This window comes from Mycobacterium sp. Marseille-P9652, assembly GCF_902652685.1.
Lineage (GTDB): Bacteria > Actinomycetota > Actinomycetes > Mycobacteriales > Mycobacteriaceae > Mycobacterium.
Genome location: NZ_CACRUY010000003.1, coordinates 1 through 25,626 on the forward strand (window position 1 = coordinate 1; position 25,626 = coordinate 25,626).

The window sequence follows — 25,626 nt, forward strand, 5'->3', positions numbered from 1 at the left end:
GGCATTGTCAATCGGTTAGTGCAACATCTGGTCAGGCGGCTTGGTCGAGGAGTTGGGCGAGTCGTTGGGCGGGGGTGTCGAGGTTGAGTGTGGGGCGGGGCCGGCGGTTGAGGGTGTCTTGGATGCGTTTGAGGTCGGCTTTGGTGTAACGGCTTAGATCGCTGCCCTTTTCGAACCAGAACCGCAGAAGCCGGTTGGTGTTTTCGTTACTGCCGCGCTGCCAGGGTGAGTGCGGGTTGCAGAAGTAGACCGGGGCGCCTAGTTGCAGCGAGATCTCGCGCCAGTTAGCCATTTCGCTGCCGCGATCCCAGGTGATGGCGCGCCGCAGGTGCTCGGGCAGCTCGCTCATCGCCTCGATCATCGCGGCGGCGACGGCCGCGGCGCTGTGGCCGGTGGGTAGGTGCAACAGGATGGTGAAGCGGGTGCTGCGTTCGACCAGGGTGCCGATCGCGCTGGCGCCGCCGGGCCCCAAGATCAGATCGCCTTCCCAGGAACCGGGCACGGCGCGGTCCTCCGCCTCGGCGGGACGATCGCTGATCGTGAATTCCTCGCCGTTGTAGACGCCGTGGCTGACGTAGCGGCCCCGCGCTTTGCGTGCCGCCCGTTTGGTGGACAGGCATTTGTGCAGATCAGCGCGCAGACTGCCGCGGGTCTGCACATACAGGCTTTGGTAGATGGTTTCGTGGCTCACCCGGGCCTGCCTGTCATGGGGATGATCGCGGGCCAACATGTCGGCGATCAGTTTGGGACTCCACCCATCATCCATCCAGGCTTCGATCAGCGCGCAGAGCGGATTGTCCTTGAGCTTGAACTGCTTGGGTCGGCGTGCTCGGTCTGCGGCACGACCATGGGCCATCAGCGCGTGGTAGTCGCCGTCGGCGTTCCGGTTTCGTCGAACCTCGCGATACACCACGCTGCGATCACGGCCGATCTGCTTGCCGATGTCAGCATCACTGAGGCCGGCGTCGCGCCCGCGCATGATCATCACCCGCTCCTCGGCGCTGAGCCGGTGCCCATGCCCACCCGGGCGTGACAGATCCCCCGGATTGGCTAAACCCGAACTCCATTAATTTCGTCCGATCTTCATGGCGCCAGCCTCCCGCCACCAGCGCGACCCGGTATTCAGCGACACACCCACCACGCGCTCGGCCCGAATCACCGGCATGCCTTGGCACACCAGATCCAAAAACTCTCGCCGCACCGCCCTCGAAAACGGATAACCACTCGGCATGGCAACTCCTCAAAACAACGGATGTTGCACTGACCGTATGAATCCGCCCGGCGTGTCGTCGCAGCCGTTTACGTGTCACGGGTGTCCAGCCACCGGTCGGTCACCACCCGTTCCGGCCCCTAAGCTGAGCCGGTGGGCGACTTCGACCCCAGGGCCAGCTTCGCGCGGTCCCCGGTGGCCCGCCTGGCCACGACGGCGCCCGACGGGACGCCGCACCTGGTTCCGGTGGTGTTCGCGGTCGGCACTGACGACGGGGACGACACGGACGTGGTCTACACCGCCGTCGACGCCAAACCCAAGACCACCCGGCGGCTGCGCCGCCTGACCAACATCCGCGCCAACCCGCTGGTCTGCCTGCTGGCCGACCATTACGCCGACGACTGGACGCGGCTGTGGTGGGTGCGGGCCGACGGCGTCGCCACGGTGCACCAGGACGACGAGGCGATGGCGGTCGGCTTTCGCCTGTTACGCGCGAAATACCCTCAATACCAGTCGGTTTCGCTGAACGGCCCGGTCATCGCGGTGGCCGTGCGCCGCTGGTCGAGCTGGCACGCCTGAGCAGGGCGCCCCGGGTGATCGTCCCCGCCGGTCTTGTGGTCGGCGGAAGTTGGGGGAATGGTAGCTAGATAGGTACGCAACGACGCGGCCGAAGTCACGGAGGATTGTCATGGCGGACAAGACGACTGCTTCCCAGGGCGCGGCGACGGCCCCCACCGCCAACGGTCCGGGCGACATCCGCAACGTGGTGCTGGTGGGACCGTCGGGAGCCGGCAAGACCACCCTGGTCGACGCCCTCCTGGTGGCGGCGGGCGTGCTGTCGAGGCCGGGCTCGATCGCCGACGGCAGCACGGTCTGCGACTACGACGACGCCGAGATCCGTCAGCAGCGCTCGGTCGGCCTGGCCGTCGCATCCCTGGCCCACGAGGGCGTCAAGATCAACCTCGTCGACACGCCGGGGTACGCCGACTTCGTCGGGGAGCTGCGGGCCGGCCTGCGCGCCGCGGACTGCGCGCTATTCGTGATCGCGGCGAACGAGGGCGTCGACGAGCCGACGAAGTCGCTGTGGCAGGAATGCAGCCAGGTCGGCATGCCCCGGGCGGTGGTGATCACCAAGCTCGACCACGCCCGCGCGAACTACTCCGAGGCGCTGGCCGCGGCCCAGGATGCGTTCGGCGACAAGGTGTTACCGCTCTACCTGCCGACCTCCCCCGCCAACTGCGACGGTTTGATCGGGTTGCTCTCGCAGAAGCGCTACTCCTACACCGGCGGCAAGCGCGCCATTCACCCGCCCGACCCCGCGGACGCCGACCGGGTCGAGGAGGCGCGGGGCGCCCTGATCGAGGGCATCATCGAGGAGTCCGAGGACGAGTCGCTGATGGACCGCTACCTCGGCGGCGAGTCGATCGACGAGGCGGTGCTGATCGCCGACCTGGAGCGGGCCGTCGCCCGGGCGACGTTCTTCCCGGTGATCCCGGTGTGCAGCGGCACCGGCGTCGGCACGCTCGAATTGCTCGAGGTGGCCACGCGCGGTTTCCCGTCGCCCCTCGAGCATCCCCTCCCGGAGGTGTTCACGCCGGTCGGCGCCCCGCACGCGACCCTGTCCTGCGCCGCCGACGCGCCGCTGCTGGCCGAGGTGGTGAAGACGACGTCGGACCCGTACGTCGGCAGGGTCAGCGTGGTCCGGGTGTTCTCCGGAACCATCAGGCCCGACGCGACCGTCCACGTGTCGGGCCATTTTGCGTCGTTCTTCGGCGCCACCAACGGGAACGGGCACACCCATCCCGACCACGACGAGGACGAGCGCGTCGGCGCCCTGTCCTTTCCGCTCGGCAAGCAGCAACGGCCGGCGACGGCGGTGGTCGCGGGTGACATCTGCGCCATCGGCAAGCTCAGCCGCGCCGAGACGGGTGACACGCTGTCGGACAAGGCCGAGCCGCTCGTGCTGCGGCCGTGGACGATGCCCGAGCCACTGCTACCGGTCGCCATCGCGGCGCACGCCAAGACCGACGAGGACAAGCTGTCGGTGGGCCTCGGGCGGTTGGCCGCCGAGGACCCGACGCTGCGCATCGAGCAGAACCCCGAGACCCACCAGATCGTGCTGTGGTGCATGGGCGAGGCCCACGCCGGGGTGGTGCTCGACGCGCTGGCCAACCGCTACGGGGTCACCGTCGACACGGTGGAGTTGCGGGTCCCGCTGCGGGAAACGTTCGGCGGCAAGGCCAAAGGCCACGGCCGGCACGTCAAGCAGTCCGGCGGCCACGGCCAGTACGCCGTGTGCGACATCGAGGTGGAACCGCTGCCCGAGGGCACCGGTTTCGAATTCCTCGATAAGGTGGTCGGCGGGGCGGTGCCGCGGCAGTTCATCCCGAGCGTCGAGAAGGGGGTGCGCGCGCAGATGGAGAAGGGTGTGCACGCCGGTTATCCCGTGGTCGACATCCGGGTCACGCTGCTCGACGGCAAGGCGCACAGCGTGGACTCGTCCGACTTCGCGTTCCAGATGGCCGGTTCGCTGGCGCTCCGGGAGGCGGCCGCGGCCACCAAGGTGACCTTGCTGGAGCCCATCGACGAGATCTCGGTGCTGGTGCCCGACGACTTCGTCGGCGCGGTGATGGGTGACCTGTCGGGCCGGCGTGGTCGCGTGCTCGGCACCGACACGGCGGGCAACGAGCGGACCGTGGTGAAGGCGGAGGTGCCCCAGGTGGAGCTGACGCGCTACGCGATCGACCTGCGGTCGCTGGCGCACGGTGCCGCGTCGTTCACCCGGTCGTTCGCCCGGTACGAGCCGATGCCCGAATCGGCGGCCGCACGCGTGAAAGCGACCGTCTGACAATTCGTTTCGAGGTTTGGTCAGACTCCGCCGAATTGACTGGCCACGGCCCGCCGGTCGAGCGAGCCCTTCGCGGTGTGTGGCAGCTCGGCGCTCAGTTCGAAGCTGGCGGGCACCTCGTAGGGGGCGAGCCGGCCGCGGCAGAACTCCGCGAGCTCGTCGGGCGTGGGCGCGGTGGTCCCACGCGGGACGATCACCGCGGCGACCGTCTCCCCGTACATGGGGTCCGGCCGGGCGAAGACGGCTACCTCCAGCACGTCGGGATGGTTGGCCAGGACGCCCTCGACGTGCTCCGGGGAGATCTTCTCCCCGCCGCGGTTGATGAGCTCCTTGATGCGGCCGCGGATCGTCAGATCGCCCGCCGCCGACAACGAGCCCAAATCGCCGGTGCGCAGCCACCCGTCGGTGAAGTTCGCCGCGGTGATCGCGGGGTCGCCGAGGTAGCCGCGCACGACGGTGGGGCCGCGCAGCCAGACCTCCCCGACGGCGTCCGGGGGCACCGGCTCGCCGCCGGGCCCGGCGATCCGGATCTCGGGTCCGGTCGAGCGTCCGACCAGACCCGGTGTGGCCGCCGGGTTTTCGCCGTGTTCGGCGCGGGTGGTGGCCACCTGGTGGGTGGCCTCGGTCATGCCGAAGGCGCACACCACCGGCGCCGAGAACGCGTCCTGCAGCGCGCGGGCGGCCTCGGCGGTGAGCGGGGCGCTGCAGCTGCGGATGAAGCGCAGCCCGACCGGGCCGTCCCCCTCGCGCCCGGTCTTGGCGCGCTCCAACAGGATCTGGTGGATGGTCGGGACCGCGGTGTACCACGTCGCGCGCGCGGCGGCGACGTCGTCCCAGAACGTGTGCGCCGAGAACCGGCCGCGGGCGGGCAGCAGCACGGTGCCGCCGGCGGCCAGGGTGGCCAGCAGGGCGGCGAGCAGCCCGTGGCCGTGGTACAGCGGCATCACTGCCACGGTCGCGTCGTCGGGACCGAGGCCGTATCCCGCCACGATGGCCCGCACCGACGCGGCGAGGTTGTCGCGCGTCCAGGGAACCATCTTCGGCACCCCGGTGGTTCCCCCGGTGAACATGATCATCGCGTCGTCGTCCCGGAGGCCCTCGGGCGTGGCGACGGCGTCCCGCGCCGGCCCGGCGGCCCGCAGGCGCACCGCGGGCGTGCCGCCGTCGGCGCTCACCGCGATGGGCCACCACCACCCTTCGCCGGCGGGTTCACCGTCGACCAGCACGGCCCGCGCGCCCACCCGCTCGCAGCGGGTCCGCTGCTCCTCGACGGGCAGGGCCGGGTCCAGCGGCACCGCGACGAGATCGCCCCGCGACGCCGCCAGCAACCCGACGACGAACTCGGCGTTGCTGCCGGCCCGCAGCGCCACCCGGTCGCCGGGCCGCAGACCGGCGCCCGCCAACTGCGCGGCCAGGTCCTCGGCCAAACCCGCCAGGTCGCGATAGGCGATGGGCGTGCGGTTGTCGGTGATCACCAGGGCCGGCTTCTCGGGAAACCGGCGCGCCGACGCCCCGACCAGGTCGGCGATCCGGGGTGCCGCGCCGCCGGCGGCCGGAACTTCGCTGCCGGTCATCGAGTCAGACGTCATGCCGCGCTCCTCGGGTGTGAAGGGTTCTGATGGCACCATGCCGAACCGCCCACCCGTAAGTCCAATACTGACTCGCTCACAACCGATAACCGCCGCCTATCGATAGACACCGTCGATCGGTGCATAGCGGCTTAGTCTTGGACAGCCGCCCGCCGCGTCGACCACAGTGGTCAACGGGCGCGGCGCACGCCACGCGCCGGAAAGACGCGGGGAGAGAAGGGGTCGCCACCATGACCGCAGTCACGGGACGCCTGACCGACGGCTTCCACCTGGTGGTGGAAGCGCTGAAGGCCAACGACATCGACACCATCTACGGCATCGTCGGCATCCCGATCACGGACCTGGCGCGCAGCGCCCAGGCGTCGGGCATCCGCTACATCGGATTTCGCCAGGAGGCGTCGGCCGGCAACGCCGCGGCCGCTGCCGGCTTCCTCACCCGGCGGCCCGGCGTGTGCCTGACGACGTCGGGCCCCGGCTTCCTCAACGGACTGCCAGCGCTGGCCAACGCGACCGCCAACTGCTTCCCCATGATCCAGATCTCGGGGTCCAGCAACAGGGCGAAGGTGGACCTGCAGCGGGGCGACTACCAGGACCTCGACCAGCTCTCTGCCGCAAGGCCGTTCGCGAAGGCGGCCTACCGCATCGGCCGGGTCGAGGACGTCGGCCGCGGCGTCGCGCGCGCGCTGCGCACCGCGATCTCCGGGCGGCCGGGCGGCGTGTACCTCGACATCCCCGGCGCCGTGCTGGGCCAGGCGATGGACGCCGCCGCCGCGGCGGCCACGGTGTGGCGGGTCGTCGACCCGGCCCCCCGCCAGCTGCCGGCACCGGAGGCGGTCGGCCGCGCGCTCGACGTGTTGCGCGAGGCGCGCCGGCCCCTGATGGTGCTCGGCAAGGGCGCCGCCTACGCACAGGCGGACGGCGCGATCCGTAAGTTCCTGGAGGACACGGGGATTCCGTTCCTGCCGATGTCGATGGCCAAGGGCCTGCTGCCCGACTCGCACCCCCAGTCCGCCGCCGCCGCCCGGTCGCTGGCGATCTCGCGCGCCGACGCCGTGCTGCTGGTCGGTGCGCGACTGAATTGGCTTCTCGGCCACGGGGAGTCACCCCAGTGGTCCGCCGACGCGAAATTCGTGCAGGTCGACATCGACGCCTCGGAGCTGGACAGCAACCAGCCGATCGCCGCGCCACTGGTCGGCGACATCGGTTCGGTGATGTCGGCGCTCTGCGACGCGGTGGCCGACCGGCCGCTGACCGTCGCCGCCGAGTGGGCCGCCGAGCTTGCCGACCGGAAGGCGCGCAACGACGCCAAGATGTCAGAACGGCTGGCCGAAAACCCGCACCCGATGCGGTTTTACAACGCGCTCGGCGCCATCCGGGCGGTGCTGCAGGACAATCCGGACGTCTACGTGGTGAACGAGGGAGCCAACGCCCTGGACCTCGCGCGCAACGTCGTCGACATGGAACTGCCACGCCACCGGCTCGACACGGGCACCTGGGGCGTGATGGGCATCGGCATGGGCTACGCCATCGCCGCCGCCGTGGAGACCGGCCGGCCGGTGGTGGCGATCGAGGGCGACAGCGCATTCGGTTTCAGCGGAATGGAAGTCGAGACCATCTGCCGCTATCGCCTGCCGGTGACCGTCGTCGTCCTCAACAACGGCGGCGTCTACCGCGGCGACGAAGCGCCCGCGGACGGCCACCCGGCGCCGACCGTGCTGAACGCCGGGGCTCGGCACGAGCTGATCGCTGAGGCGTTCGGCGGCAAGGGACATCACGTCACCACGCCATCCGAGCTGCGGGCCGCCCTCGCCGATGCCATCGCCTCACACGGGCCCGCGCTCATCGACTGCCAACTGGACCCGGCGGCCGGGGTGGAGAGCGGGCACCTGTCGAGCCTGAACCCGAAGGCGTCGGGCGTCAGCGCCGGTGCGTGAGCGCCCTGAGTCGCGAGTCGAAGAACTCGTCGAGCTTCAGCTGCCCGGCCGACGCGGTGAGCGCGCGCGCGACCGGCGAGCCCGGTCCGGAACCTCCTGTGGCGAGCGCGATTTCGGCCGTCAGTACCGGGTCGGCCAGCTCCACGGCGCGGGTGTCGGCGCCCAGCGGTGACGTCCACAGCCAGGTATGCGGCACGATGCAGGCCCAGTTTCCGGTCGCTACCTGAGCGAACAGCGAAGCGACGGAATCGGTTTCGACCTGCGGCACGACGGTGAAGGCGTGTTCGCCGAAGGCCGCGTCGATCATCTGGCGGTCCCGCATGTCGGGCGTCAGCAGCGCCAGTGGCAGCTGAGCGGCCTCAGGCCACGTGAGCGTCGACGCCCCCGGGAGAAGCATGTCCGCCGGGCACAGCAGGACATAACGCTCCCGGTACAGCGGCACCAGGTTCACGTCGTGGGCCTCCGCCGGGTCGGAGTGGACGATCGCGGCGTCCAGCTCGAATTCGCGCAGGCGCCGGTACAGTTCGGTGGCGGCGAGGCGGGATTGGATGTGCACCTTGGCCAACGGGTGTGCCGAGCAGAACGCGGAGAGAACCAGGGACGCCGTCGTCGACGCGGTGGGAACCGTGCCCAGCCGCAGCGTCCCGGTGATGCCCGAGCGCACCGCGCGCACCTCGGCGGTGAACGCGTCGTGCTCGGCGAGAATCCGCTTGGCCCACACCACCAACCGGTCACCCTCGGGGGTCAGGCCCTCGAAGCTGTGCCCGCGGTTGATCAGCGTGACATTCAGTTCCCGTTCGAGCTTGGCGATCGCGGCGGACAACGCCGGCTGGGAGACATGGCATTTCTCGGCCGCGCGGGCGAAATGGCGCTCCTGAGCCACCGCGACGAAGTACTCCAGTTGACGAAAGAGCACCCGCACCTCCCCGGATGCCGGGCCACCGACGTCGCCGAGGCAATGTTTGCTGAAAACCGTAATGGGTAGACGGCCAGTAGAATACCGTTGTGTCGAATGCACCAGCGCGAAGGGTAAAGGCCATGCGTCGAGCGGTTCGTTATCTACTCGTTATGGTAGCGGTCGCGTCGCTCGGCCTGTTCGGAAGCGCCGCGCGCGGCCTGGCCGCGGTCCCGCTCCCCCAGCCCGTGCCCGCAATAGCCTCGATATCGCCCGCCAACGGCGCGGTGGTGGGGGTGGCGCATCCCGTCGTCGTCACGTTCAGCGCACCGGTCACCGACCGCGCCGCCGCCGAGCGGACGATCCGCGTGACGTCACCGGTGATGACCGGGCACTTCGAGTGGCCCGAAAACAACGTCGTGCAGTGGGTTCCGGCCCACTACTGGCCCGCCCACTCCCACGTCTCGGTCACGGTCCAGGCGCTCGACAACACCGGTTTCGAGACCGGCGACGCGCTGCTGGGGGTGGCCAGCCTGTCCGCACACACCTTCACCGTCAGCCGCAACGGCGAGGTGCTGCGGACCATGCCGGCGTCGATGGGCAAGCCCAGCCGCCCCACCCCGATCGGCAACTTCACCGCCCTGGAGAAGGAACGCACCGTGGTCATGGACTCGCGGACCATCGGCATCCCGCTGAGTTCGCCCGAGGGCTACAAGATCACCGCCAGTTACGCCGTGCGCGTCACCTGGAGCGGTGTCTACGTGCACTCCGCGCCGTGGTCGGTGGACTCGCAGGGCCACGCGAACGTCAGCCACGGGTGCATCAACCTGAGCCCGGACAACGCCGCATGGTACTTCAACCAGGTCAACGTGGGCGACCCGATTCAGGTGGTGGCCTGACCCGTCAGCCGGGCGGATTGGCCTTGATGGCGGCGTCCTGCTTGCGGCCGATGTCCGCCGCCGCGGCCTGGTCGATGGGATCGTTGGGCGCGCTGTCGAATTCCATGTTCACCAGCGCCTTGCCCTCGGTGAACAGCAGCACCGTGATCGCCTGCGAGTTGTCCGGCGACGTGCCCTGAATGATGTTGCCGTTGGAGCCGACGTCGACGGGCTGCCAGGTTCCGCTGACTTTGCTGGCGTAGTTGGCCTTCGTGTTTTCCACCCCCGCCGCCGCGGCCGCGGGGTCGGCCACGATCAGGATGGTGTCGCCGATCCGGCGGCTGTTGTCGGGGCTGGCGAACAACTGCGCGACACCCGCCGCGTTGTTGGGGTTCAGCACGGGCGGTTGCGGGGCGGCGACGTCGCCGCCGATGTCGCTCGGCTTGATCAGCAGGCCGCTGTAGTCCTTGGGTTGCGCAGCCGCCGACGGGCTCGTGACGGTGCTGGACGAGGCGCTGGTCGACGACGACCCCTTGTTCTTGTCTTTGTCGTTGTCTCCACATCCGCTTACCAGGGCGCCCGTCACCAGAGTGGCGACGGCCCAGCCGGCGACGGCGCTGCGAGCAACCTCCATGGGTGATCCCTCCACGTCGATCGATGTCCGATGGGAATTACGGCGCCTATGAAGATACGCGCAAGGCGTCGCCGGTGGGTACGCCTAAAGCGGCCTAAGCTGGCGTGCGGAAACGGAGCCGGCGGGGTGAGGAGTCTTCGACGATGACGGCTGAGACGGCGCATGCCGTGCGGTTCGACCGCTACGGCGGCAGGGATGTGTTGTACGTGGCCGACATCGACATGCCGTCGCCCGGGGCCGGCGAGGTGGTGGTCGAGGTCCGCGCGGCCGGCATCAATCCCGGCGAGGCCGGCATCCGCGTCGGGGCGTTGCATGACATGTTTCCCGCCACCTTCCCGTCCGGGGAGGGCAGCGACCTCGCGGGCGTGGTGACCGCGGTCGGAGCGGGCGTCACCGAGTTCGCCGTCGGCGACGAAGTGCTGGGCTTCAGCCTGCGCCGGTCCAGCCATGCCACCCACACCGCGGTGCCCGTCGGCCAGCTGATCCGCAAGCCCGCCGAATTGAGCTGGGAGGTCGCGGGTTCGCTGTATGTCGTCGGCGCGACGGCCTACGCCGCCGTCCGCGCGGTGGCGCCCCGGGCGGGGGACACGGTCGCGGTGTCGGCGGCCGCGGGCGGGGTGGGCAGCCTGGTCGTGCAGCTGCTCGTGCTGCGCGAGGCGGTGGTGCTCGGCATCGCCGGACCGGACAACGCGCAGTGGCTGCGGGAACACGGCGCGATTCCCGTCGAGTACGGTGACGGCCTGACGCAGCGGTTGCGTGAGGCGGCACCTGACGGCGTCGACGCCTTCATCGACCTGTTCGGGCCGGACTATATCGACGTGGCGGTCGACCTCGGCGTCGCGCCCGAGCGGATCGAGACCATCATCTCGTTCCAGAAGGCCGCCGAGGTGGGCGCCAAGACCGAGGGCAGCGCGGATGCGTCGACGCCGGAGGTGCTGGCCGAGATCGCCGAGCTGGTCACCAGCGGCGCAGTCGAGTTCGACATCGCCGCGACCTTCCCGCTGGACCGGGTGGCCGACGCGTTCGAACTTCTCGAGCAGCGCCACACTCACGGCAAAATCGTTCTGCTGCCGACCAATTCGGGGTGAAGCAAAGCTCCATTCGGTGAGCAGACCCCTGACGTGGTTACCCTCGACACCATGGCCAACACTTTGCAGGATCCCAGGGTCGCGACGGTGCTCGACGCGATGTACGCCGAGGCGAACAACCAGATGTCGCTATTGCGCGACAGGCGGGGCGATTTCGATCGGCCGATGAACGCGCGGGAACGCGCCGAGGCGATGAGCGAGTTCTACATCCCGGTGACCCCCGAGGCCGGCCGCCTGCTGTATTCGCTGGTGCGGGCGACGCGACCGGCCACGGTCGTCGAATTCGGCATGTCCTTCGGCATTTCGGCCCTTCACCTGGCGTCGGCGGTGCGCGACAACGGCAGCGGCCGGGTGGTGACCACCGAGCTCAGCCCCACCAAGATCGCCGCGGCGAAGAAGACGTTCGCCGACACTGGATTGGACGACGTGATCACCGTTCTCGAGGGTGACGCGCTCGAGACGCTGGCGAAGCTCGACGGACCGGTCGATTTCGTGCTGCTCGACGGGTGGAAGGATCTGTACCTGCCAGTGATCGAACTGCTCGAGCCGCGCCTGTCGCCGGGTGTGCTGATCGTGGCGGACAACACCAATGCGGCAGACACACAGCCGTACCTGGACCGGGTGCGCGACCCGGCCAACGGCTACGTGAGCTTCAACTTCCTGGTGCGCGACAGCGACAGCATGGAAGTCAGCTGCCGCACGGGCGATTAGTCGCGATCGCGAGCGCGGCGGCGGGGATCGCAAGCGCGGCGTAGCCGGGCGCAGCGGGTCCCCGCCAAAAGGCGTAGCCGGGCGGGGCCGGTCGCGACCGTAGGACTAGCGCAGCGACTCCTCGAGCCACGGCGTCAACCACTTCACGCCCTCGGGGGTGAGGTGGACGCCGTCGCTGCGTACCTTGATGCCGTCGACCTTGGCGGTGTAAACGCCGTCGGGACACAGCTTCTTGTTCAGGTCCAGGATCTGGACACCGGGGTGGTGCGCAACGGCCTTGCGCAGCATGGTGTTCCATAGGTTGACCCGCTCGGGCTGGTCCTCGGGATACAGGCGGCCGTCCGGCTTCTCGCCGCCCCGGCTGTAGGGCACCGTCGCGACGACGACCCGAACGCCGCTCGAGCCGGCGATGTCCAGGGCCCGCTCGAGCTCCCCGTTGAGGTAGGCGTCGAAAGTGGGGTCGCCGATGTGCGTCCACTGGCCCTCGTTGACGCGGTCGACGGTCTCCCAGCGACCGATGATGAGCAGCGCGACGTCCGGCTGATCCTGGCTCACCTGATTCGACCACCTGATCGGCCAGCCGTCGCACTCCGGCCGCTGGTCCAGCGTCTTGCCGATGTACCGGTACGGCGTGCCGCGCACCAGGCTGCAGCCGATCACCGTGTGGTCCAGGAACGCGAACCCGGGCGTCGGGGGCAGGTAGTGCATCCACGTCCACCCGATCGAGTCGCCGAAGACGGATACGGTGAACGGCCGATTGGGATCCCGTGGCCGCGGGCGGCTCCCCCCCGGGGGAGACGGCGAGACCGCGGCGACCGACGAGACGCCGGGCGGGAGGCCGTCCTCCCGCAGCCCCGGCCCGGTGCCCACGGGGACCACCAGCAGGGTCACCGCGGCGGCGCTGGCCACGGTGGCCGCCGCGAGCGGCAGCAGCGGCACCCGCGCCGGCCGCCAGCGCCGGATTGGTTGCTCGATCAGCCACCACGACAGCGCCGCCACCGCGACCGTGACGGCGCAGCGGGCACCGAACAGCGGCAGACCGGACCAGCCCGTGCGTTCGCCGTTGAGCGCCAAGAAGATCGGCCAGTGCCAGAGGTAGACGCCGTAGGAGATAGCACCCAGCCACACCAGCGGTCGCCAGGACAGCGCGCGGGCCACGGCTCCGCGTTGCTCGAGCGCCACCGGCGCGACGACGAGCACGGCCGCGAGCGCGACGCCGATCAGCAGCCCGTGGCGGAACTCTCCTGCCTCGCCCGTCGCGTAGTGCACGGCCGCCGCCAGGCCCGCCAGCCCGAGCACCGGCAGGATGCGGGCGACCCGGCGCCCCCACCGGGTGCCGATCAGGCACCAGCCCCGGTTCAGCGATGGCCAGTCCCGCACGAGCAGGGCCGCCGCGGCGGCGCCAATGAGCAACGCCTGCGCGCGGGTGTCGGTGCCGAAGTAGACGCGGTCGCGCGTCCCCGGGGACGTCAGCGCGATGGCGGCCGCGGCGGAGGCCAGCGCCCCCACGGTGGCGATGAGGAACATGGCGAAGCGCACCCCGCCGACGGTGGCGCGGGCGCGACGACGCCGCGCCCGCGCGGCCAGGGCGAGCGTCACCGCGATCAGCAACACCGGCCAGACGAAGTAGTACTGTTCCTCCACACCCAGGGACCAGGTGTGTTGCAGCGGCGACGGCGGGGCGCCCTGGGTGAAGTAGTCGGTGTTCTGGGCGACGAACCGCCAGTTGGCCACCCACAGGAACGCGGCGATCGCGTCGTTCCGCAGGCCCGTTAGGGCCTGGTCCGGAAGCAGCCCGCGGGCCGCGGCGACGGTGAGCACCATCAAGACCAGGGCGGGCAGCAGCCGCCGCGCCCGCCGAATCCAGAAGCCGGTCAGGTCGATACGGCCATTGCGGCCCAGTTCGTCCAGGAGCAGGGAGGTGATCAGGAAGCCGCTGAGGACGAAAAACACGTCCACGCCGATGAAGCCGCCGCCGACGCCGGGGATCCCGCCGTGCCCCACCAGCACGAGTCCGACCGCGATGGCGCGCAGCCCGTCCAGCGCGGGAATGCCGTTGGCCCGTTCGGGTTTGTCCCAGACCGCGAGCCGACCGACCCGGCGCACGGGCGCCACCCACCGCGTCCGCGCAGCAGAGGGCGCCGGCGCGGGATACCTCCCGCCCGGCTCAGCGTTCGCCGTCAGCGCGCCCTTGTGACCCTGTCGCCCGGCGCCATAGTTGATGCCGATACGTCGCTGCCCCTCCTCGTGATCGGAGCAAGCCTAAATGCGGGGAACTCCGATGGCCGGAAGACACGCGCGCCCCGAGCCGCATCAAAGGGGAAAACGACGACGGACGCCGTCGAAGCGCTCCCACATCAACGCTGTGCGTTCGGCGCTGGTGACGCGCGGGGTCTCTCGAGGCAGCGCCTCTGGGAGGTCGGCATGCTTGACCAGCCGGGTGGTCAGCGCCGCGGGCTCACCCGCGAGCATGTGGCGGTAGGTGAGGTTCCCGCGTTCGAACCCCTGGGTGTCGACCCAGTTGTGATAGCCGGGGTCGTGGTGGGCCAGAATCAGCCTCACTTTGCCGTCGCCGTCGACTGACGCCCGGCTCGGCGTGTAGCTCACCGGCCGGTAGAGAAAATCCATGCTGGTGAAGTACGCGCCCATGTTCGTGATCATCCACAGGCCCTCGTGGGCATCGAACTCGACGATGAGGGCTTCGTCCGGCCCCAGTTCCCAGTACATGTTGGCGGCGGTTCGTCCGCGCTTGCCGTCCGCATCCGACGGGTCCGGGCGGGGGAACCGGTTGGGATGCCGATGGTCTACGCCCCCATGGGCGAACGGGAAGTCGGGCCAGTCGCTCATCAGCCCGGTGACGAAATCCCCCGCCCAGCCCATCGCCTCGACCATCGTGGCGGGCGTCGGCACCGGCTTGGGCGACGTCATGTCGACGCGCTCGATGCGCATCCGCGCGGGGCGCTCATCCCAGCGGTCGAAGCCCTGACGGATGAACAGTTTTCGCGACGCGGCGGTGGTCGGCAACCAGTTCGGCCCACGCTCGGGACCGCCGACGTACAGCTCGAAAGTGCCGTCCGGCTCGACACGGAGTTGGTCGCCGAGCAGGTTCACCTCCGGCACGTCGCCAAAGGGCTCGTGCAGCACGCCGGGACCCCCCGGACGCGCGCCCTGCACGGTGACATTGAAAAACGGCGCGGTGCCGCGGGTTCCGGAGATGCGGTACGTCGATCCGCCGTCGATCCAGACCTGTTGGTAGGTGAAATCGGCGCAGTCTCCCCCGAGTTTGCGGGTCGGGTTACAGAAGGCGTGCAGCACCGGATAGCGGCTGTCGCGGGTTTCCAGTGCCAGATCGAAGGCCTGCCCCAGATTCTGCGTGAGAAAGCGGAACGCGTCGGCGCGCTGCACACCCGACGTCGCGTTGAAGTCCTTGAACGCCTGCCTGCCGGCCGCTTTCAACCGCTCGCAGAACTGATCCCACGCGTCGCCGAGCGCCGCATCGTCTGCCCCTTCGCCGAAAGCCATTGCATCCCCTTCGTTCTCAGGCGCCGAGCCTGTCGAGCATCGCGCTCACCGTCGCGCACGCCCGGCCGGCCGCCGCCAGCCTGCCCTCGGCGTCGATTCGCGGCCCGAGCAGTTCCAGGTCGAAGCCGAACCGGTAGCCCCCGGCCAACGCCTGAGCCACGAACGACTCGATCGGAATCGTGCCGTCGCCGGGCACCGCCCTGGCCGGCAGAGCCCGGTCTCCCAGCACGTAATCGCTCAACTGGATGAGTTGCGTCCGCGGCAGCGCCCGCCGCAGCAGGCCCGCGAGATCGGCTTCGGCCCAGCAGTGGAACAGGTCGATGCAGACGCCGAGCCCGGCCCGCTCGGCGAGGGTGACGGTGTCCCGCAGGGTGTGTGCGATATGGATGTCGGCGTAGAGGCTGGACGCGTTCTCGATGGCCAGGGCGACGCCGGCCTCCTCCGCCTCCCGCACGCACGGTTCGATCGCGCGACAGAACCGGTCGGCCGCCTGCTCCCAGTCCAGTTCACCGCGCCCGCCGGTGAGCATGTAGATGCACCGCGCTCCCACCCCGGCGGCGGCATCGATGAGCCCGGACAGGTGCGCGCGTCCGCCGGTTACCGACTGCCCTTCCGCCGACAATCGGCCGTCGCCGAACAGGTGGTAGACCGCCTCGACCCGGTAACCCTCGCCCCGGACCAGCCGCGCGAAGCCGGGGTCGAGAAGTTGGGCGTCGAGGACGCTCAGGTGTCGCAGGCCGAGGGATGTCCAATGCCGTTGCAGCTCAGCGAGGTCCGCCCCGAGGAAGGTGACATTGTGGACAGAGAGCCTGCTGCGCATCGGTGTGTCAATCGCGCTCTTCGATGCCGACGCCGAACCGCTCACGGAAGGGCGTGAATTCGGCGTGCAGGTCTTCGAGATTCTCCCCGATGTCGGTCAACACGCGCGTGGAGTACCGGAACTTGCCGTAGCGGTCGCCGCGGTTGTGGGCCAGGTAGTCGCGCATGGCCGCCTCGGCCTCCGCGGTGAGGGTGCGGCCGCAGAAGGCGTAGTAGCGGCCCACGGTCGCGACCGGATCGGCGATGAAGTCGGAATAGGGGACGTGCAGGATCCGGGGGTCGTCCACCATCGGGTGGGTCATGGTGTTGGCGATGCTGGCCCGAGTCATCTCGAGATGCTTCTTCGCCTCCACGGCGAGGTCGATCCCACCGACGATGCCGTCGAGGATGTCGGCCATCATCATGGTGCGGGACGCCGCGACCTGGACGGGGTCGCGGTGCAGCCACACCAGGGTCGCGTCGGGATAGGCACCGAACAGCTCCTGCAGGCGAAACCCGTGAAAGCCCTTCAGCACCCAGTATTTTCGCGGGCGGTTGTACTGGAACTGTTGCAGCATCGCCTTGTGCAGCCGGTACTGCGCCGCCGCGTCCGTCGGCAGGCCGGCGACCAGTGTCTGCATCGGGACCCGCCACCACGCCGTCGGGGTCATCACCCGGAAGTCGAAGGCCCAGGTGCGCTCGTCTTCCGGAAGACCGTCGCCGAGCATGTCGTTGTAGGGGTGGCTGAGCAGCCATTTGGGCATCTTCGCGTTGATCTCACGCCAGTCGGCGTCCGCCCGGGACCGGCGCGGGTCGTCCGGGCCGGTGACGCCGGGCGGCGGTGACGGGTACATCACCTCCCAGAAGCGCAGCGCGCGGGCGTGTGGATCCACCGCCATCAGGGCGTGCATCAGCGTGGTGCCCGAGCGCGGCTCGCCCGTCACGAACATCGGCCGATCGATCACCTCGGCGGCGATCGGATAGCGGTTGCGGTCCTCGATGAACTCCAGCCGCGACGTCAGCAGCCAGTGACAGACGTCCTCCGCCTGTGCGACGCCGTTCGGGTCCATGCCGATGGCGTTGAGGTGGTCGACCGCCAAGCGGAACCGCTCCGGCAGCGTCGGATCGCCGTAGTCGTCGAGTCCCGTCTCGGTGCGGGCGCGGGCGAGCATCGCGTTCGCGTCGAGTGCTGCCGTCACGGCTGAGCTCCACACAGACTCAACAACTCGTCCTCCGTCTTGCGCACGTTGACCTGCGAGGCGGCGCTGAACTCGAGTCCGGCCATCGCACCGTAGTCCAGGATCTTGGGAACGCGAAGCCCCGCATCCACATACGACTTGATGATTCGGGCAACCTCGTGTGGTGTGCCGTGCGGCACGACCGCCCGGATCGCGTCCGGGTCGACGCGGCGAAGGAAGTCGACGATCCGTTCGCGCGTCAGCGTCGTCGGGTCGATGTCGTGAAACCCGCCCCAGTCATCTCCCATCGGGTGAGCAAAGCCGAAGCGGCGCAGCTGTTTCGCCGGCACCTGCAGCAAGAACGCCGCCACCAGCGGGGCGCGCACGATCTTCTCGATCGCGTCGTCGTCTTCGCCGATCAGGCAGACCTGCACGTAGCACGGTGTGATCGCCATCGGGTCGCGGCCGGCCCGTTCGGCCGATTGCCTTATCGCGCCGAGCATCTCGGCGTAGTGGTCGGGGGTCCATGCTCCGGCCGGCCACCAACCGTCGGCGTAACGCCCGACGATGTCGAGCATCCGTGGCCCGCTGGCGCCGATCCAGATGGGCGGGAAGCGCCCCTGGTACGGCTCGGTGTCCAGCCGGGCATGACGCAGCCGGTAGAACCGGCCCTCGAAGTCCACCGGCCCGTCGCTGTCCCAGAGGAGTCGAATGACGTTCAGGGCTTCCTCGAAACGGCTGACGGGTCGGGCGAAGTCGAAACCGTAGGGCAGGATGTTCTCGGCCTCGCCGCTGCCCAGGCCGAGGATGAACCGCCCGCGGGAAAGGTGGTCGATGGTCAGCGCGCTCTGGGCCAGCATGGCCGGGTGGCGGCGGACCGTGTCCACCACACTCGTGGCCAACGGCACGTTGTCGGTCAGCACGGCCGCGGCCGCGGCGACCGCCATGCCGTCGAGGTGGCGGTGCGGCGACGGCGAGGACGTCGCGAGGTCGGTGAACTCCGGCGTCCACAGCGCATCGGGCCAGAAGCTCACCATGTGGTCGGGCAGCCAGATCGAGTGGTAGCGGCCGGTATCCAACTCGGCCAGGCCCGACAGGTTCAATGGAAGCGTCGTGCGTACGAACGCGGCGGGCCACACGTTCACCGCTCGATCCACTCCGAGTTCAGCGCGAAGTCGGACAGGTACCGGGTCGAGCTCCACCCGCCGTCGACGACGATCGTCTGCCCGTTGATGAAACTCCCGCCGGGCGAACACAGGAACGCGACGGTGCTGGCGATGTCGTCGACCATCCCCAGCCGCTGGTGGGGCGTCAGCTCGGTGTTGATCTTGCGGAACCGGTCGTCTTCCAGGCGATTCTCGACCATCGGCGTCACGGTCACACCGGGCGCGACGGCGTTGCAGCGGATGCCCGAGGCGCCGTACTGGCAGGCGATGTGGGTGGTCAGCGCGGTCAGCCCACCCTTGGCCGCCGAATACGCCCCGCCGCGAAGCCCGCCGACGACGGCGAACGTCGACGTGATGTTGATGATCGCCGCCGGAGGCCGCAGGTGGGGAAGCACCTCGCGCGCGAGCCGAAACGGCGCCCGCAGCATCAAACCCAGGAAATAGTCCAAGGTTTCGTCGTCCGTCTCGTGCAGCGGCTTGGGATTGCCCACCCCGGCGTTGTTGATCAGGAAGTCGACGTGCCCCCACCGGTCGACGGCGAGGTCGACAATCCGTCGCGGAGCGTCGTCCTGGGTCAGGTCGACGGCCAGGGTGGCGACCCGCGCCGGGTCGCCGATAGACCGTTCGAGCGCGGTCAACCGATCCTCGTCACGACCCGTGCCGAGGACGGCCATCCCCATCTCGGCGAGTTTCGTCGCGCAGCCCAGACCGATGCCGCTGCTTGCGCCCGTGACGATCGCGACCTGCATGTCAGCCATCCCGTGTCTCCCGGCGGCGACCCGCCGCGCCTTCGGGTGCCACGGACGTCAGCACCGCTCTGATCCGATGTTTGAGGACCTTGCCCGCGTCGTTCTTGGGGAGCGCGTCCCAGATGACCACCTGCTCGGGCGCTTTGAACGTGGCGACACCCTTGCTCTTCAGCGCGGCGAGCAGGCTCGCGACGTCGGGCCCCGACTCCTGCGCCGGGACGATCACCGCGCACGCCCGTTCCCCGGTCCGGTCGTCGGGCAGTCCGACCACCGCGATCTCGGCGATGCCGGGGTGGTCGGCGAGCAGGTCCTCGACCTCCTTCGCCGAGATGTTCTCGCCGTTGCGGATGATGACGTCCTTGGCCCGCCCCGTCACGAGGAGGTACTGGTCGTCGACCCAGCGGCCGAGGTCCCCGGTGCGGAAAAAGCCTGCGGCGTCGAATGATTCGACGTCGTCCTCGGGGTGACGGTAGCCCAGCAGCATCTGCGGTCCGCGCACACAGATCTCACCGTCGCCCACCGGGGCGGCGTCGTGTGGGACAAGCTTGATCTCGGCGATGCCGGCCCGTCCGTCGGTGTCCGCGGCCCGATCGGCTTCGTCGCGACGGGGTGCGCCGACGGTCGCGACCGGCACTTCGGTGCAGCCGTACACCCGGGTCACGACCGCCCGATCGAAATACCCGGCGGCGCGCCGGATCAGCGAGGGCGCCACGGACGCGCCGCCGCAGATGAAGACCTTCAGATCCGGCAGACGTGTGCCGGCGCGTTCCGCGGCGGAGAGCAGCTGCTGCAGAAACGGTGTCGCCCCCGCCATGTGGGTGCAGCGTTCGCCATCCATCAACGTCACCGCCGTCGACGCGTCCCAGCGGTCCATCAGCACCGCGGTGGTGCCGAGGATCAGCGGGCACTCGAACGCGTAGATTGAACCGCCGATGTGAGCGATGGGCGAGGGAACCAGGAACGCGTCACCCGCCTCGACGTTCCACTGGTCGCGGATCTGACAGATCAGGGCGTGGATCGAGTTGTGACTGTGCAGAACGCCTTTCGGGCGCCCGGCGGTGCCCGACGTGTACAGGACCATTCGGACCGCGTCCGGGTCCAGGGCCGGCAACTCGCGCGCGTCCCGCCGCTCGCTCAGCAGCCGGGGGTACGGAGTGTGTGCACCGGGTTCACCGCGCAGCACCACGACCTCGGGGGCACGGCGCATCGCGGCGGTCACGCGGTCGAGCATCGCCACGTAGTCATGGCCGCCGAACCGGTGCGGGACGAAGACCATGGCGGCCTCGACGTCTTCGAGGATGAAGCGCAGGTCGTGGTCGCGCAGCGACGGCAGGATCGGGTTCACCACCATCCCGGCAAGCGTCGCCGCCAGGTAGATCACCGCGGCCTCGTGCCAGTTCGGCAGCATGAACGACACCGTGCTGCCGGGCGGGAGGCGTGCCGTCAGGGCGGCGGCCAACCCGGCGGCCTGCGCGTGGAGCGTGGCGCAGTCCAGCCGAGTGTCGCCGTCCACCAACACCGTTCGCTGGGGTGAGGTCTCCGCGGCGGCCCGCAGTGAATCGGCCAGCGTGGTGTGCACCCACCATCCGGCCCGGTACGCCTCCGCCGCGCGTACCTCGTCCATCGCGACGCCCGGCCTACTCATTCACGCGGCGCATGGTCATCGCGTAGCGAAAGCTCGACGACAGATGGGTGTTGATCGTCACCTGGGCGACCTCGCCATCGGAGGTCTCGTAGGTGCGTCGCATCTGTAGCGCGGCGGTGCCCGCCGTCACTCCGAGGCCGTCGGCCAGCTCGGGAGGCAGCAGCACTGCGGCGATCTCCTGGCGCAGCTCGGCGATGCTCACACCGAACAGGTCCTCGATCAACGGGAAGATCGGGCCGGTGTGGCGCTGCAGCAGCCTGCCGACCGCGGCGAAATCGCGGTTGATGTAGTACTCTGTCCGGCACAACGGCGCCTGCGCGCCGTCGGCCTGCCGGTAGCCGCGCACCGAGAGCCACTGTGTGCCGGGCGCCAGACCCGTGCGGGCGGCGAGTTCGTCGTCGATCACCACCATCTCGTTGGACTCGATGGTCAGCTGCGCACCGGCCGCGAACGCGAGCAGGTCGTCGATCGACATCGTCTCCTGCGCATAGGAACTGGACGCCGGACGGGGAACCACACGGGTGCCCGCCCGAGGTCGCGAGGCGACGAGGTTGTCCTCGCTCAGCCGGCGCAGCGCTTCGCGGACCGTGTAGCGGCTCACCGCGAATCGCTCACACAGTTGGTGTTCGGTCGGTAGCTGCGAACCCACCGGGTACACGCCGTCGACGATCTCCTTGCGCAGCGTGCGCGCGATCTGCAGGTAGCGGTGTTCGCTCGAAATGGCCTGGGACATCAGCGGTTTTCCCGCGATCGGCGCAGGGCCAGGATGCTGCCGTCGCCGTCGGCCGAGAGGTAGAGCGTGCCGTCGGCCGCGGCGGCGATCCCGGCGAATGGGCCCTGCGGACCGGAGAACGGCGGCATGCCCTTGAGCGGCTTGGGCACCACGCCCGGCGGCGGGCCGACGGGCAGCCCGGACGCGATGGTCCGTCGGGCCTTGGTGTCCGGATCGAACCCGACCACCTCCCCGGTGCCGGCGTCGACGATGTAGAGCACACCGTCGTGCACGCAAATCCCTTGCGGGCGTTGCAGGTCGGCAACGACGGTGTCGACCCTGGATCCGTTCGCCGCGACCACCCGGCCGGCACCCGCCTCCGCCACCAGGCATGTCCCGTCCGGGCCGATCGCAACGCCGACCGGGTCGCGCAAGTCGGTGGCCAGCGCCTCGGTGTGGCCGGACCGCAGCGACAGCACGCGTCCGGTGCCCAACTCGGCGACGAGAACACCGCCGGCGCCGACCGCGACCCCGTAAAGCTGGTCGAAACCGTCTGCCAGCACGTCGGTTTCGTGCGCCGCCGGCCGGTAGCGGCCGACCTGACCACCCGAGGTCGTGACGACGAACTCGCCGGGACCGCTCGACGCCACGCCGCGGAGGAATCCGGGATAGCCGGGGCTGAACAGCATCCCCACGGTCTGCAACGATCCGTCCGGCAACGCCACGTAGAAGTACGTGCCGTCGGCGATGTAGAGCCGCCCGTCGTCGCCCACCGTGAGATCCAGCGGCCAGTTGAGCCCGCCGGGCAGCACCGTGCGCGTCGCGCCGTCCGGTGATATCTCGGTGATCTCCCCGGTGAAATTGGAGACGAGCAGTCGGTCGCCGACGAAGGTGCAGTTGTCCAGCCCGGGTCTCAGCTGGGCCAGCACCCGCCGATCGCCGCTGCGGGGATCGATGCGCAGCACCTGTCCGCTGGCGACCTGGGTCGAAACGATGTGGCCCTGAGCGTCGAACTTGACCGAGTCCGGCACGCCGAGATCGCCGGCGACGCACTGCGGTTGGCCGCCGTCCGGGTCGACGCGCCAGATCTCGTTGGCGCCCATCACCGGGAAATACAGCAGGCCGTCGGGTCCGACCTCCATCGCGTTCGGCGACGGCACGTTGTCCAACAGCACCCGTGGCGGCCCGCCGGTCATGTCGAGCTCCACGATGCGCCCGCCCTCGCGGCATTCGCCGATGAACAGCCGGCCCCGGTACACGGTGATGCCGTTGGCGGACGGGAGGTCGTCGCGCAGCACCGTGGTGCGCCCGGTCGTGTCGAGCAGGCTGACCCGTCCGTCCATCACCTCCGTCGCGTACAGGTTGCCGGCCGCGTCGAACGCGACGTCGTCGGGAGCCACGATCTCGCCGCCCTTGGCGCTCACCACTCCCAGTTCCCCGGTGCGAGGGTCCAGCGCGCTGATCTGGCTGCCGGTGACCTGTGCGATGTAGACGCGCCCATCCGGACCGGTGCGCAGGCCGTTGGCGCCGAACAACCTGCTTCCAGGCGTGACCCTGGCGAGTTCCCAGTCCTCGGCGATGTCGATCGGGTGGGCGACCGCATACCGCGATGGTTGCGCCGCGGTGGCCCGTGAAGTCGACATGTCCGGTCGAAATCCTTCCACCCGTGAGCGCCCGTCTGCCACGGACGCTACCAAGCGGCACTAGTCCAGACAATAGCCGCAAACGCGCCCTTTCCCGACCTTGACAGCCTGGGTTCTCGGTGGGAATAGTGTTCTCCAAAAGGCAGAATCCGACTTGTGGTCCGGACAAATGTTTGGGCGCTCGGGAAGCAGGTCATGCACGATTTCCTCAGGCTCGACGGCCGCATCGTCGTGGTGTCCGGTGCCGGCGGCGGCGGGATCGGCACGACGGTCACGGCGATGGCCGCCGCGGCGGGCGCCACCGTGATCGCGGTGAGCCGCTCGAAGGAAAACCTCGACGAGCACGTCGTTCCGTTGGCGCGCCAGGGCTTGACGGTCGTGCCCGTCGCCGCCGACGCGTCGACCGACGAGGGCATCGCCGCTGTCATCGACCGTGCGCGGCGCGCCGACGGAAACCTCTACGGACTGGTGAACGTCGCCGGCGGCGCCGAACCGTCGACGTGGATGCCGTCGACCCGCGTGACGCGCGGCGACTGGCGCAAGATCTTCACCGACAACCTCGAAACGGCGTTTTTCATGAGCCAGGCGGTGGCCGCCGAACTCGTCGCGCGGCAGCAGCCCGGGTCGATCGTGTCGATCTCGTCGATCAGCGGCATGAACACCGCGCCGTTTCACATCGCCTATGGCACCGCCAAGGCCGCGATCGCGGCGATGACCCGGACGATGGCGCTCGAGCTGGCCTTGTCCGGCATCCGGGTGAACGCCGTGGCGCCGGGCGTCACCGAGACCGCGGCCTCGCGCACCTATGTCGACGAGGATCCGGAGCGCGATCGACAGGCGATCGCGATGGGCCGCCGCGGCCGGCCCGAGGAGCAGGCCGGCGCCATCCTTTTCCTGCTCTCCGACCTCTCGAGCTACATGACCGGCCAGACGCTGCTCGTCGACGGTGGGCTCGACCTCAAATGGAGCCATCTGGGCCCCGACAACACCTCGCTGTTCCTCAAGGACGAATCCTTCCGCGCGGCGATCAGGAGGCTGACATGACCGACCTGGCCAAGGATGTGAACTCCGAAGCGGTCGAAGAGCTTTCGCAGCCGATGACGATCGGCGTCGAGGCGTACATCAGCGACGACTACGCCCGCGCCGAGCGCGACAAATTATGGCGGAAGGTGTGGCAGCAGGTTGGCCGCGTCGAGGAACTGCCCGAGGTGGGCAGTTACCTGACCTATGACATCCTCGACGACTCGATCATCGTGGTGCGCACCGGGGACAACCAGTTTCAGGCCCACCACAACGTCTGCATGCACCGTGGCCGCCGGCTGATCGACACACCCCAGGGCGCGAAGAACGCCCGCGGCCGGGCCCGCAAGTCGTTCGTCTGCGGATTCCACGGCTGGACTTACGGTTTGGACGGGGCCTGCACGCACATCCGCGAGGAACAGGACTGGCAGGGCGCGCTGACGCCGGAGAACACGCACCTGCGTCCCGTCAGGGTGGACACCTGGGGCGGCTGGCTGTGGATCAACATGGACCCCGACTGCGAGCCGCTGGCCGACTACCTGTTCCCCGCCGCGAAGATCCTCGACCCCTTCGGGCTGGAGAACATGCGCTACAAGTGGCGCAAATGGCTGCACTTCGACTGCAACTGGAAGGTCGCGTTGGAGGCGTTCAACGAGACCTACCACGTCTACACAACCCATCCGGAATTCAACCAGTTCGGCGAATTCAAGGGCTGGGCCAAGGCGCAGGGCAAGCACAGCAACATCGGCTACGACGCTCCCGACGACCTGGAGGCCACCAAGTCCAAGATCCGCCTCGGCACGGGCGCGGATCCGCGGGTCTCGACCGCCCAGATGCAGATCTACACCATGGAGGAGACCAACACCTCCACCACCGAGACGCTCGTGAACGCCGCCAAGCGACTGGTCGACGAATTGCCGGAGGGCACGCCGGCCGACAAGGTGCTCGAGCACTGGTTGGCGTCGGCCCGCCGCGACGACGAGGCCCGGGGCGTCATCTGGCCCGACATCCCTCCCGACATTCTGGGTCAGGCCGGCACCGCATGGCAGATCTTCCCGAACTTCCAGATCGGTCAAGGTCTGACGGTCGCGCTGTGCTACAGCGCCCGGCCACATCCCAGCTACGACCCGGACAAGTGCATCTTCGAGGTCTCGGTCTTCGAGCTGTACCCCAAAGGTCAAGAGCCGCAGACGCAATGGGAGTACACCCCGCCCGGGGATCCGCGGTGGCTGTCGGTTTTGCCCCAGGACTTCTCGAACATGGCGGCGGTGCAGCAGGGGATGAAGTCCTTGGGCTTCCGCGGCACCATGCCCAACCCGTACCGCGAGCGCAGCACCGTGAACCTGCACTACCAACTGTCGAAGTACATGGGTACCGGCGAACCAGAAGAGCTTTGAGGAGAAACG

General features: G+C 69.3%; 20 protein-coding genes and 1 pseudogene. 8 read left to right on the forward strand and 13 right to left on the reverse strand.

Going from position 1 to position 25,626, the window contains the following annotated elements; all coding sequences use genetic code 11:
- Positions 1 to 31: 31 nt before the first annotated feature.
- Positions 32 to 1,231, reverse strand: a pseudogene (locus GPY60_RS02715) (IS30 family transposase).
- 132 nt (positions 1,232 to 1,363) lie between these two features.
- On the opposite strand from GPY60_RS02715, the gene GPY60_RS02720 reads away from it, so the two are divergent.
- Together GPY60_RS02720 and GPY60_RS02725 are read left to right on the forward strand one after the other, a co-directional pair.
- The gene (locus tag GPY60_RS02720; protein WP_156686038.1) at positions 1,364 to 1,789 is read left to right on the forward strand and encodes a TIGR03668 family PPOX class F420-dependent oxidoreductase; all 426 of its coding nucleotides are present in this window, start codon (positions 1,364 to 1,366) and stop codon (positions 1,787 to 1,789) included.
- Positions 1,790 to 1,898: 109 nt separating this feature from the next.
- Complete coding sequence (locus GPY60_RS02725) at positions 1,899 to 4,058, forward strand: elongation factor G-like protein EF-G2 (protein WP_156686039.1); 2,160 nt, start codon at positions 1,899 to 1,901, stop codon at positions 4,056 to 4,058.
- Positions 4,059 to 4,078: 20 nt separating this feature from the next.
- Here GPY60_RS02725 and GPY60_RS02730 read toward each other — a convergent pair whose 3' ends face one another.
- Positions 4,079 to 5,647 (reverse strand): FadD7 family fatty acid--CoA ligase, encoded by a 1,569-nt coding sequence (locus GPY60_RS02730; protein ID WP_156686040.1) that lies wholly within the window; start codon positions 5,645 to 5,647, stop codon positions 4,079 to 4,081.
- 230 nt (positions 5,648 to 5,877) lie between these two features.
- Between GPY60_RS02730 and oxc the strand changes: the two genes are divergently transcribed.
- Positions 5,878 to 7,581: an oxalyl-CoA decarboxylase gene (oxc, locus tag GPY60_RS02735; RefSeq protein ID WP_156686041.1), complete on the forward strand. Its 1,704-nt coding sequence runs from the start codon at positions 5,878 to 5,880 to the stop codon at positions 7,579 to 7,581.
- Here the strand turns inward: oxc and GPY60_RS02740 are convergent.
- Positions 7,565 to 8,497, reverse strand: coding sequence for a LysR family transcriptional regulator (locus tag GPY60_RS02740; RefSeq protein WP_156686042.1), 933 nt, complete (start codon positions 8,495 to 8,497; stop codon positions 7,565 to 7,567). The genes oxc and GPY60_RS02740 overlap by 17 nt on opposite strands.
- A gap of 122 nt (positions 8,498 to 8,619) precedes the next feature.
- On the opposite strand from GPY60_RS02740, the gene GPY60_RS02745 reads away from it, so the two are divergent.
- Positions 8,620 to 9,375 carry a L,D-transpeptidase gene (locus GPY60_RS02745; RefSeq protein WP_156686043.1) on the forward strand — a complete coding sequence of 252 codons (756 nt, stop codon included), beginning with the start codon at positions 8,620 to 8,622 and terminating at the stop codon, positions 9,373 to 9,375.
- Between the two features lie 4 nt (positions 9,376 to 9,379).
- On the opposite strand, the gene GPY60_RS02750 is transcribed toward GPY60_RS02745, so the two are convergent.
- A complete protein-coding gene (locus tag GPY60_RS02750) occupies positions 9,380 to 9,988 on the reverse strand; it encodes a hypothetical protein (RefSeq protein ID WP_156686044.1) in 609 nt (202 codons plus the stop codon).
- A 143-nt stretch (positions 9,989 to 10,131) separates the two neighbouring features.
- Between GPY60_RS02750 and GPY60_RS02755 the strand changes: the two genes are divergently transcribed.
- Positions 10,132 to 11,076, forward strand: coding sequence for an NADP-dependent oxidoreductase (locus GPY60_RS02755; protein WP_156686045.1), 945 nt, complete (start codon positions 10,132 to 10,134; stop codon positions 11,074 to 11,076).
- 51 nt (positions 11,077 to 11,127) lie between these two features.
- Positions 11,128 to 11,787, forward strand: a complete 660-nt coding sequence (locus GPY60_RS02760; RefSeq protein ID WP_156686046.1) for an O-methyltransferase — start codon at positions 11,128 to 11,130, stop codon at positions 11,785 to 11,787.
- A 105-nt stretch (positions 11,788 to 11,892) separates the two neighbouring features.
- Here GPY60_RS02760 and GPY60_RS02765 read toward each other — a convergent pair whose 3' ends face one another.
- The 9 genes from GPY60_RS02765 to GPY60_RS02805 all read right to left on the reverse strand — a co-directional run bounded on the left by GPY60_RS02765 (position 11,893) and on the right by GPY60_RS02805 (position 23,200).
- Positions 11,893 to 13,893, reverse strand: a complete 2,001-nt coding sequence (locus GPY60_RS02765) for an acyltransferase family protein (protein ID WP_156686047.1) — start codon at positions 13,891 to 13,893, stop codon at positions 11,893 to 11,895.
- A 207-nt stretch (positions 13,894 to 14,100) separates the two neighbouring features.
- Entirely contained in the window at positions 14,101 to 15,309 is a 1,209-nt protein-coding gene (locus GPY60_RS02770) for a DUF1214 domain-containing protein (RefSeq protein ID WP_156686048.1), read from the reverse strand.
- 16 nt (positions 15,310 to 15,325) lie between these two features.
- Positions 15,326 to 16,129, reverse strand: coding sequence for a sugar phosphate isomerase/epimerase family protein (locus GPY60_RS02775; RefSeq protein WP_156686049.1), 804 nt, complete (start codon positions 16,127 to 16,129; stop codon positions 15,326 to 15,328).
- 7 nt (positions 16,130 to 16,136) lie between these two features.
- Positions 16,137 to 17,306, reverse strand: coding sequence for a sulfotransferase family protein (locus GPY60_RS02780; RefSeq protein ID WP_156686050.1), 1,170 nt, complete (start codon positions 17,304 to 17,306; stop codon positions 16,137 to 16,139).
- On the reverse strand, positions 17,303 to 18,430 hold the full coding sequence (locus GPY60_RS02785; RefSeq protein WP_156686051.1) for an LLM class flavin-dependent oxidoreductase: 1,128 nt from the start codon (positions 18,428 to 18,430) through the stop codon (positions 17,303 to 17,305). The genes GPY60_RS02780 and GPY60_RS02785 overlap by 4 nt, the downstream gene beginning before the upstream one ends.
- The gene (locus GPY60_RS02790) at positions 18,427 to 19,209 is read right to left on the reverse strand and encodes an SDR family NAD(P)-dependent oxidoreductase (protein WP_197283512.1); all 783 of its coding nucleotides are present in this window, start codon (positions 19,207 to 19,209) and stop codon (positions 18,427 to 18,429) included. The genes GPY60_RS02785 and GPY60_RS02790 overlap by 4 nt, the downstream gene beginning before the upstream one ends.
- Positions 19,202 to 20,845 (reverse strand): AMP-binding protein, encoded by a 1,644-nt coding sequence (locus tag GPY60_RS02795; RefSeq protein ID WP_231639259.1) that lies wholly within the window; start codon positions 20,843 to 20,845, stop codon positions 19,202 to 19,204. The genes GPY60_RS02790 and GPY60_RS02795 overlap by 8 nt, the downstream gene beginning before the upstream one ends.
- Positions 20,838 to 21,578, reverse strand: a complete 741-nt coding sequence (locus GPY60_RS02800) for a GntR family transcriptional regulator (RefSeq protein WP_156686052.1) — start codon at positions 21,576 to 21,578, stop codon at positions 20,838 to 20,840. The genes GPY60_RS02795 and GPY60_RS02800 overlap by 8 nt, the downstream gene beginning before the upstream one ends.
- Positions 21,578 to 23,200, reverse strand: a complete 1,623-nt coding sequence (locus tag GPY60_RS02805; protein ID WP_156686053.1) for a Vgb family protein — start codon at positions 23,198 to 23,200, stop codon at positions 21,578 to 21,580. The genes GPY60_RS02800 and GPY60_RS02805 overlap by 1 nt, the downstream gene beginning before the upstream one ends.
- Positions 23,201 to 23,395: 195 nt before the next feature.
- Here GPY60_RS02805 and GPY60_RS02810 point away from each other — a divergent pair, with 195 nt between their 5' ends.
- Together GPY60_RS02810 and GPY60_RS02815 are read left to right on the forward strand one after the other, a co-directional pair.
- Entirely contained in the window at positions 23,396 to 24,244 is an 849-nt protein-coding gene (locus GPY60_RS02810) for an SDR family NAD(P)-dependent oxidoreductase (RefSeq protein ID WP_156686054.1), read from the forward strand.
- Complete coding sequence (locus GPY60_RS02815) at positions 24,241 to 25,617, forward strand: aromatic ring-hydroxylating oxygenase subunit alpha (RefSeq protein WP_156686055.1); 1,377 nt, start codon at positions 24,241 to 24,243, stop codon at positions 25,615 to 25,617. Before GPY60_RS02810 ends, GPY60_RS02815 begins: the two co-directional genes overlap by 4 nt.
- Positions 25,618 to 25,626 lie beyond the last annotated feature (9 nt).

Bases quoted from the DNA above. Each gene is read 5' to 3' on its own strand.
- GPY60_RS02775 (WP_156686049.1), bottom strand. From the start codon at position 16,129: ATGCGCAGCAGGCTCTCTGTCCACAATGTCACCTTCCTCGGGGCGGAC.
- GPY60_RS02770 (WP_156686048.1), bottom strand. From the start codon at position 15,309: ATGGCTTTCGGCGAAGGGGCAGACGATGCGGCGCTCGGCGACGCGTGG.
- GPY60_RS02755 (WP_156686045.1), top strand. From the start codon at position 10,132: ATGACGGCTGAGACGGCGCATGCCGTGCGGTTCGACCGCTACGGCGGC.
- GPY60_RS02805 (WP_156686053.1), bottom strand. From the start codon at position 23,200: ATGTCGACTTCACGGGCCACCGCGGCGCAACCATCGCGGTATGCGGTC.
- GPY60_RS02750 (WP_156686044.1), bottom strand. From the start codon at position 9,988: ATGGAGGTTGCTCGCAGCGCCGTCGCCGGCTGGGCCGTCGCCACTCTG.
- GPY60_RS02795 (WP_231639259.1), bottom strand. From the start codon at position 20,845: ATGAGTAGGCCGGGCGTCGCGATGGACGAGGTACGCGCGGCGGAGGCG.
- oxc (WP_156686041.1), top strand. From the start codon at position 5,878: ATGACCGCAGTCACGGGACGCCTGACCGACGGCTTCCACCTGGTGGTG.
- GPY60_RS02815 (WP_156686055.1), top strand. From the start codon at position 24,241: ATGACCGACCTGGCCAAGGATGTGAACTCCGAAGCGGTCGAAGAGCTT.
- GPY60_RS02725 (WP_156686039.1), top strand. From the start codon at position 1,899: ATGGCGGACAAGACGACTGCTTCCCAGGGCGCGGCGACGGCCCCCACC.
- GPY60_RS02800 (WP_156686052.1), bottom strand. From the start codon at position 21,578: ATGTCCCAGGCCATTTCGAGCGAACACCGCTACCTGCAGATCGCGCGC.
- GPY60_RS02760 (WP_156686046.1), top strand. From the start codon at position 11,128: ATGGCCAACACTTTGCAGGATCCCAGGGTCGCGACGGTGCTCGACGCG.
- GPY60_RS02745 (WP_156686043.1), top strand. From the start codon at position 8,620: ATGCGTCGAGCGGTTCGTTATCTACTCGTTATGGTAGCGGTCGCGTCG.
- GPY60_RS02790 (WP_197283512.1), bottom strand. From the start codon at position 19,209: ATGGCTGACATGCAGGTCGCGATCGTCACGGGCGCAAGCAGCGGCATC.
- GPY60_RS02810 (WP_156686054.1), top strand. From the start codon at position 23,396: ATGCACGATTTCCTCAGGCTCGACGGCCGCATCGTCGTGGTGTCCGGT.
- GPY60_RS02730 (WP_156686040.1), bottom strand. From the start codon at position 5,647: ATGACGTCTGACTCGATGACCGGCAGCGAAGTTCCGGCCGCCGGCGGC.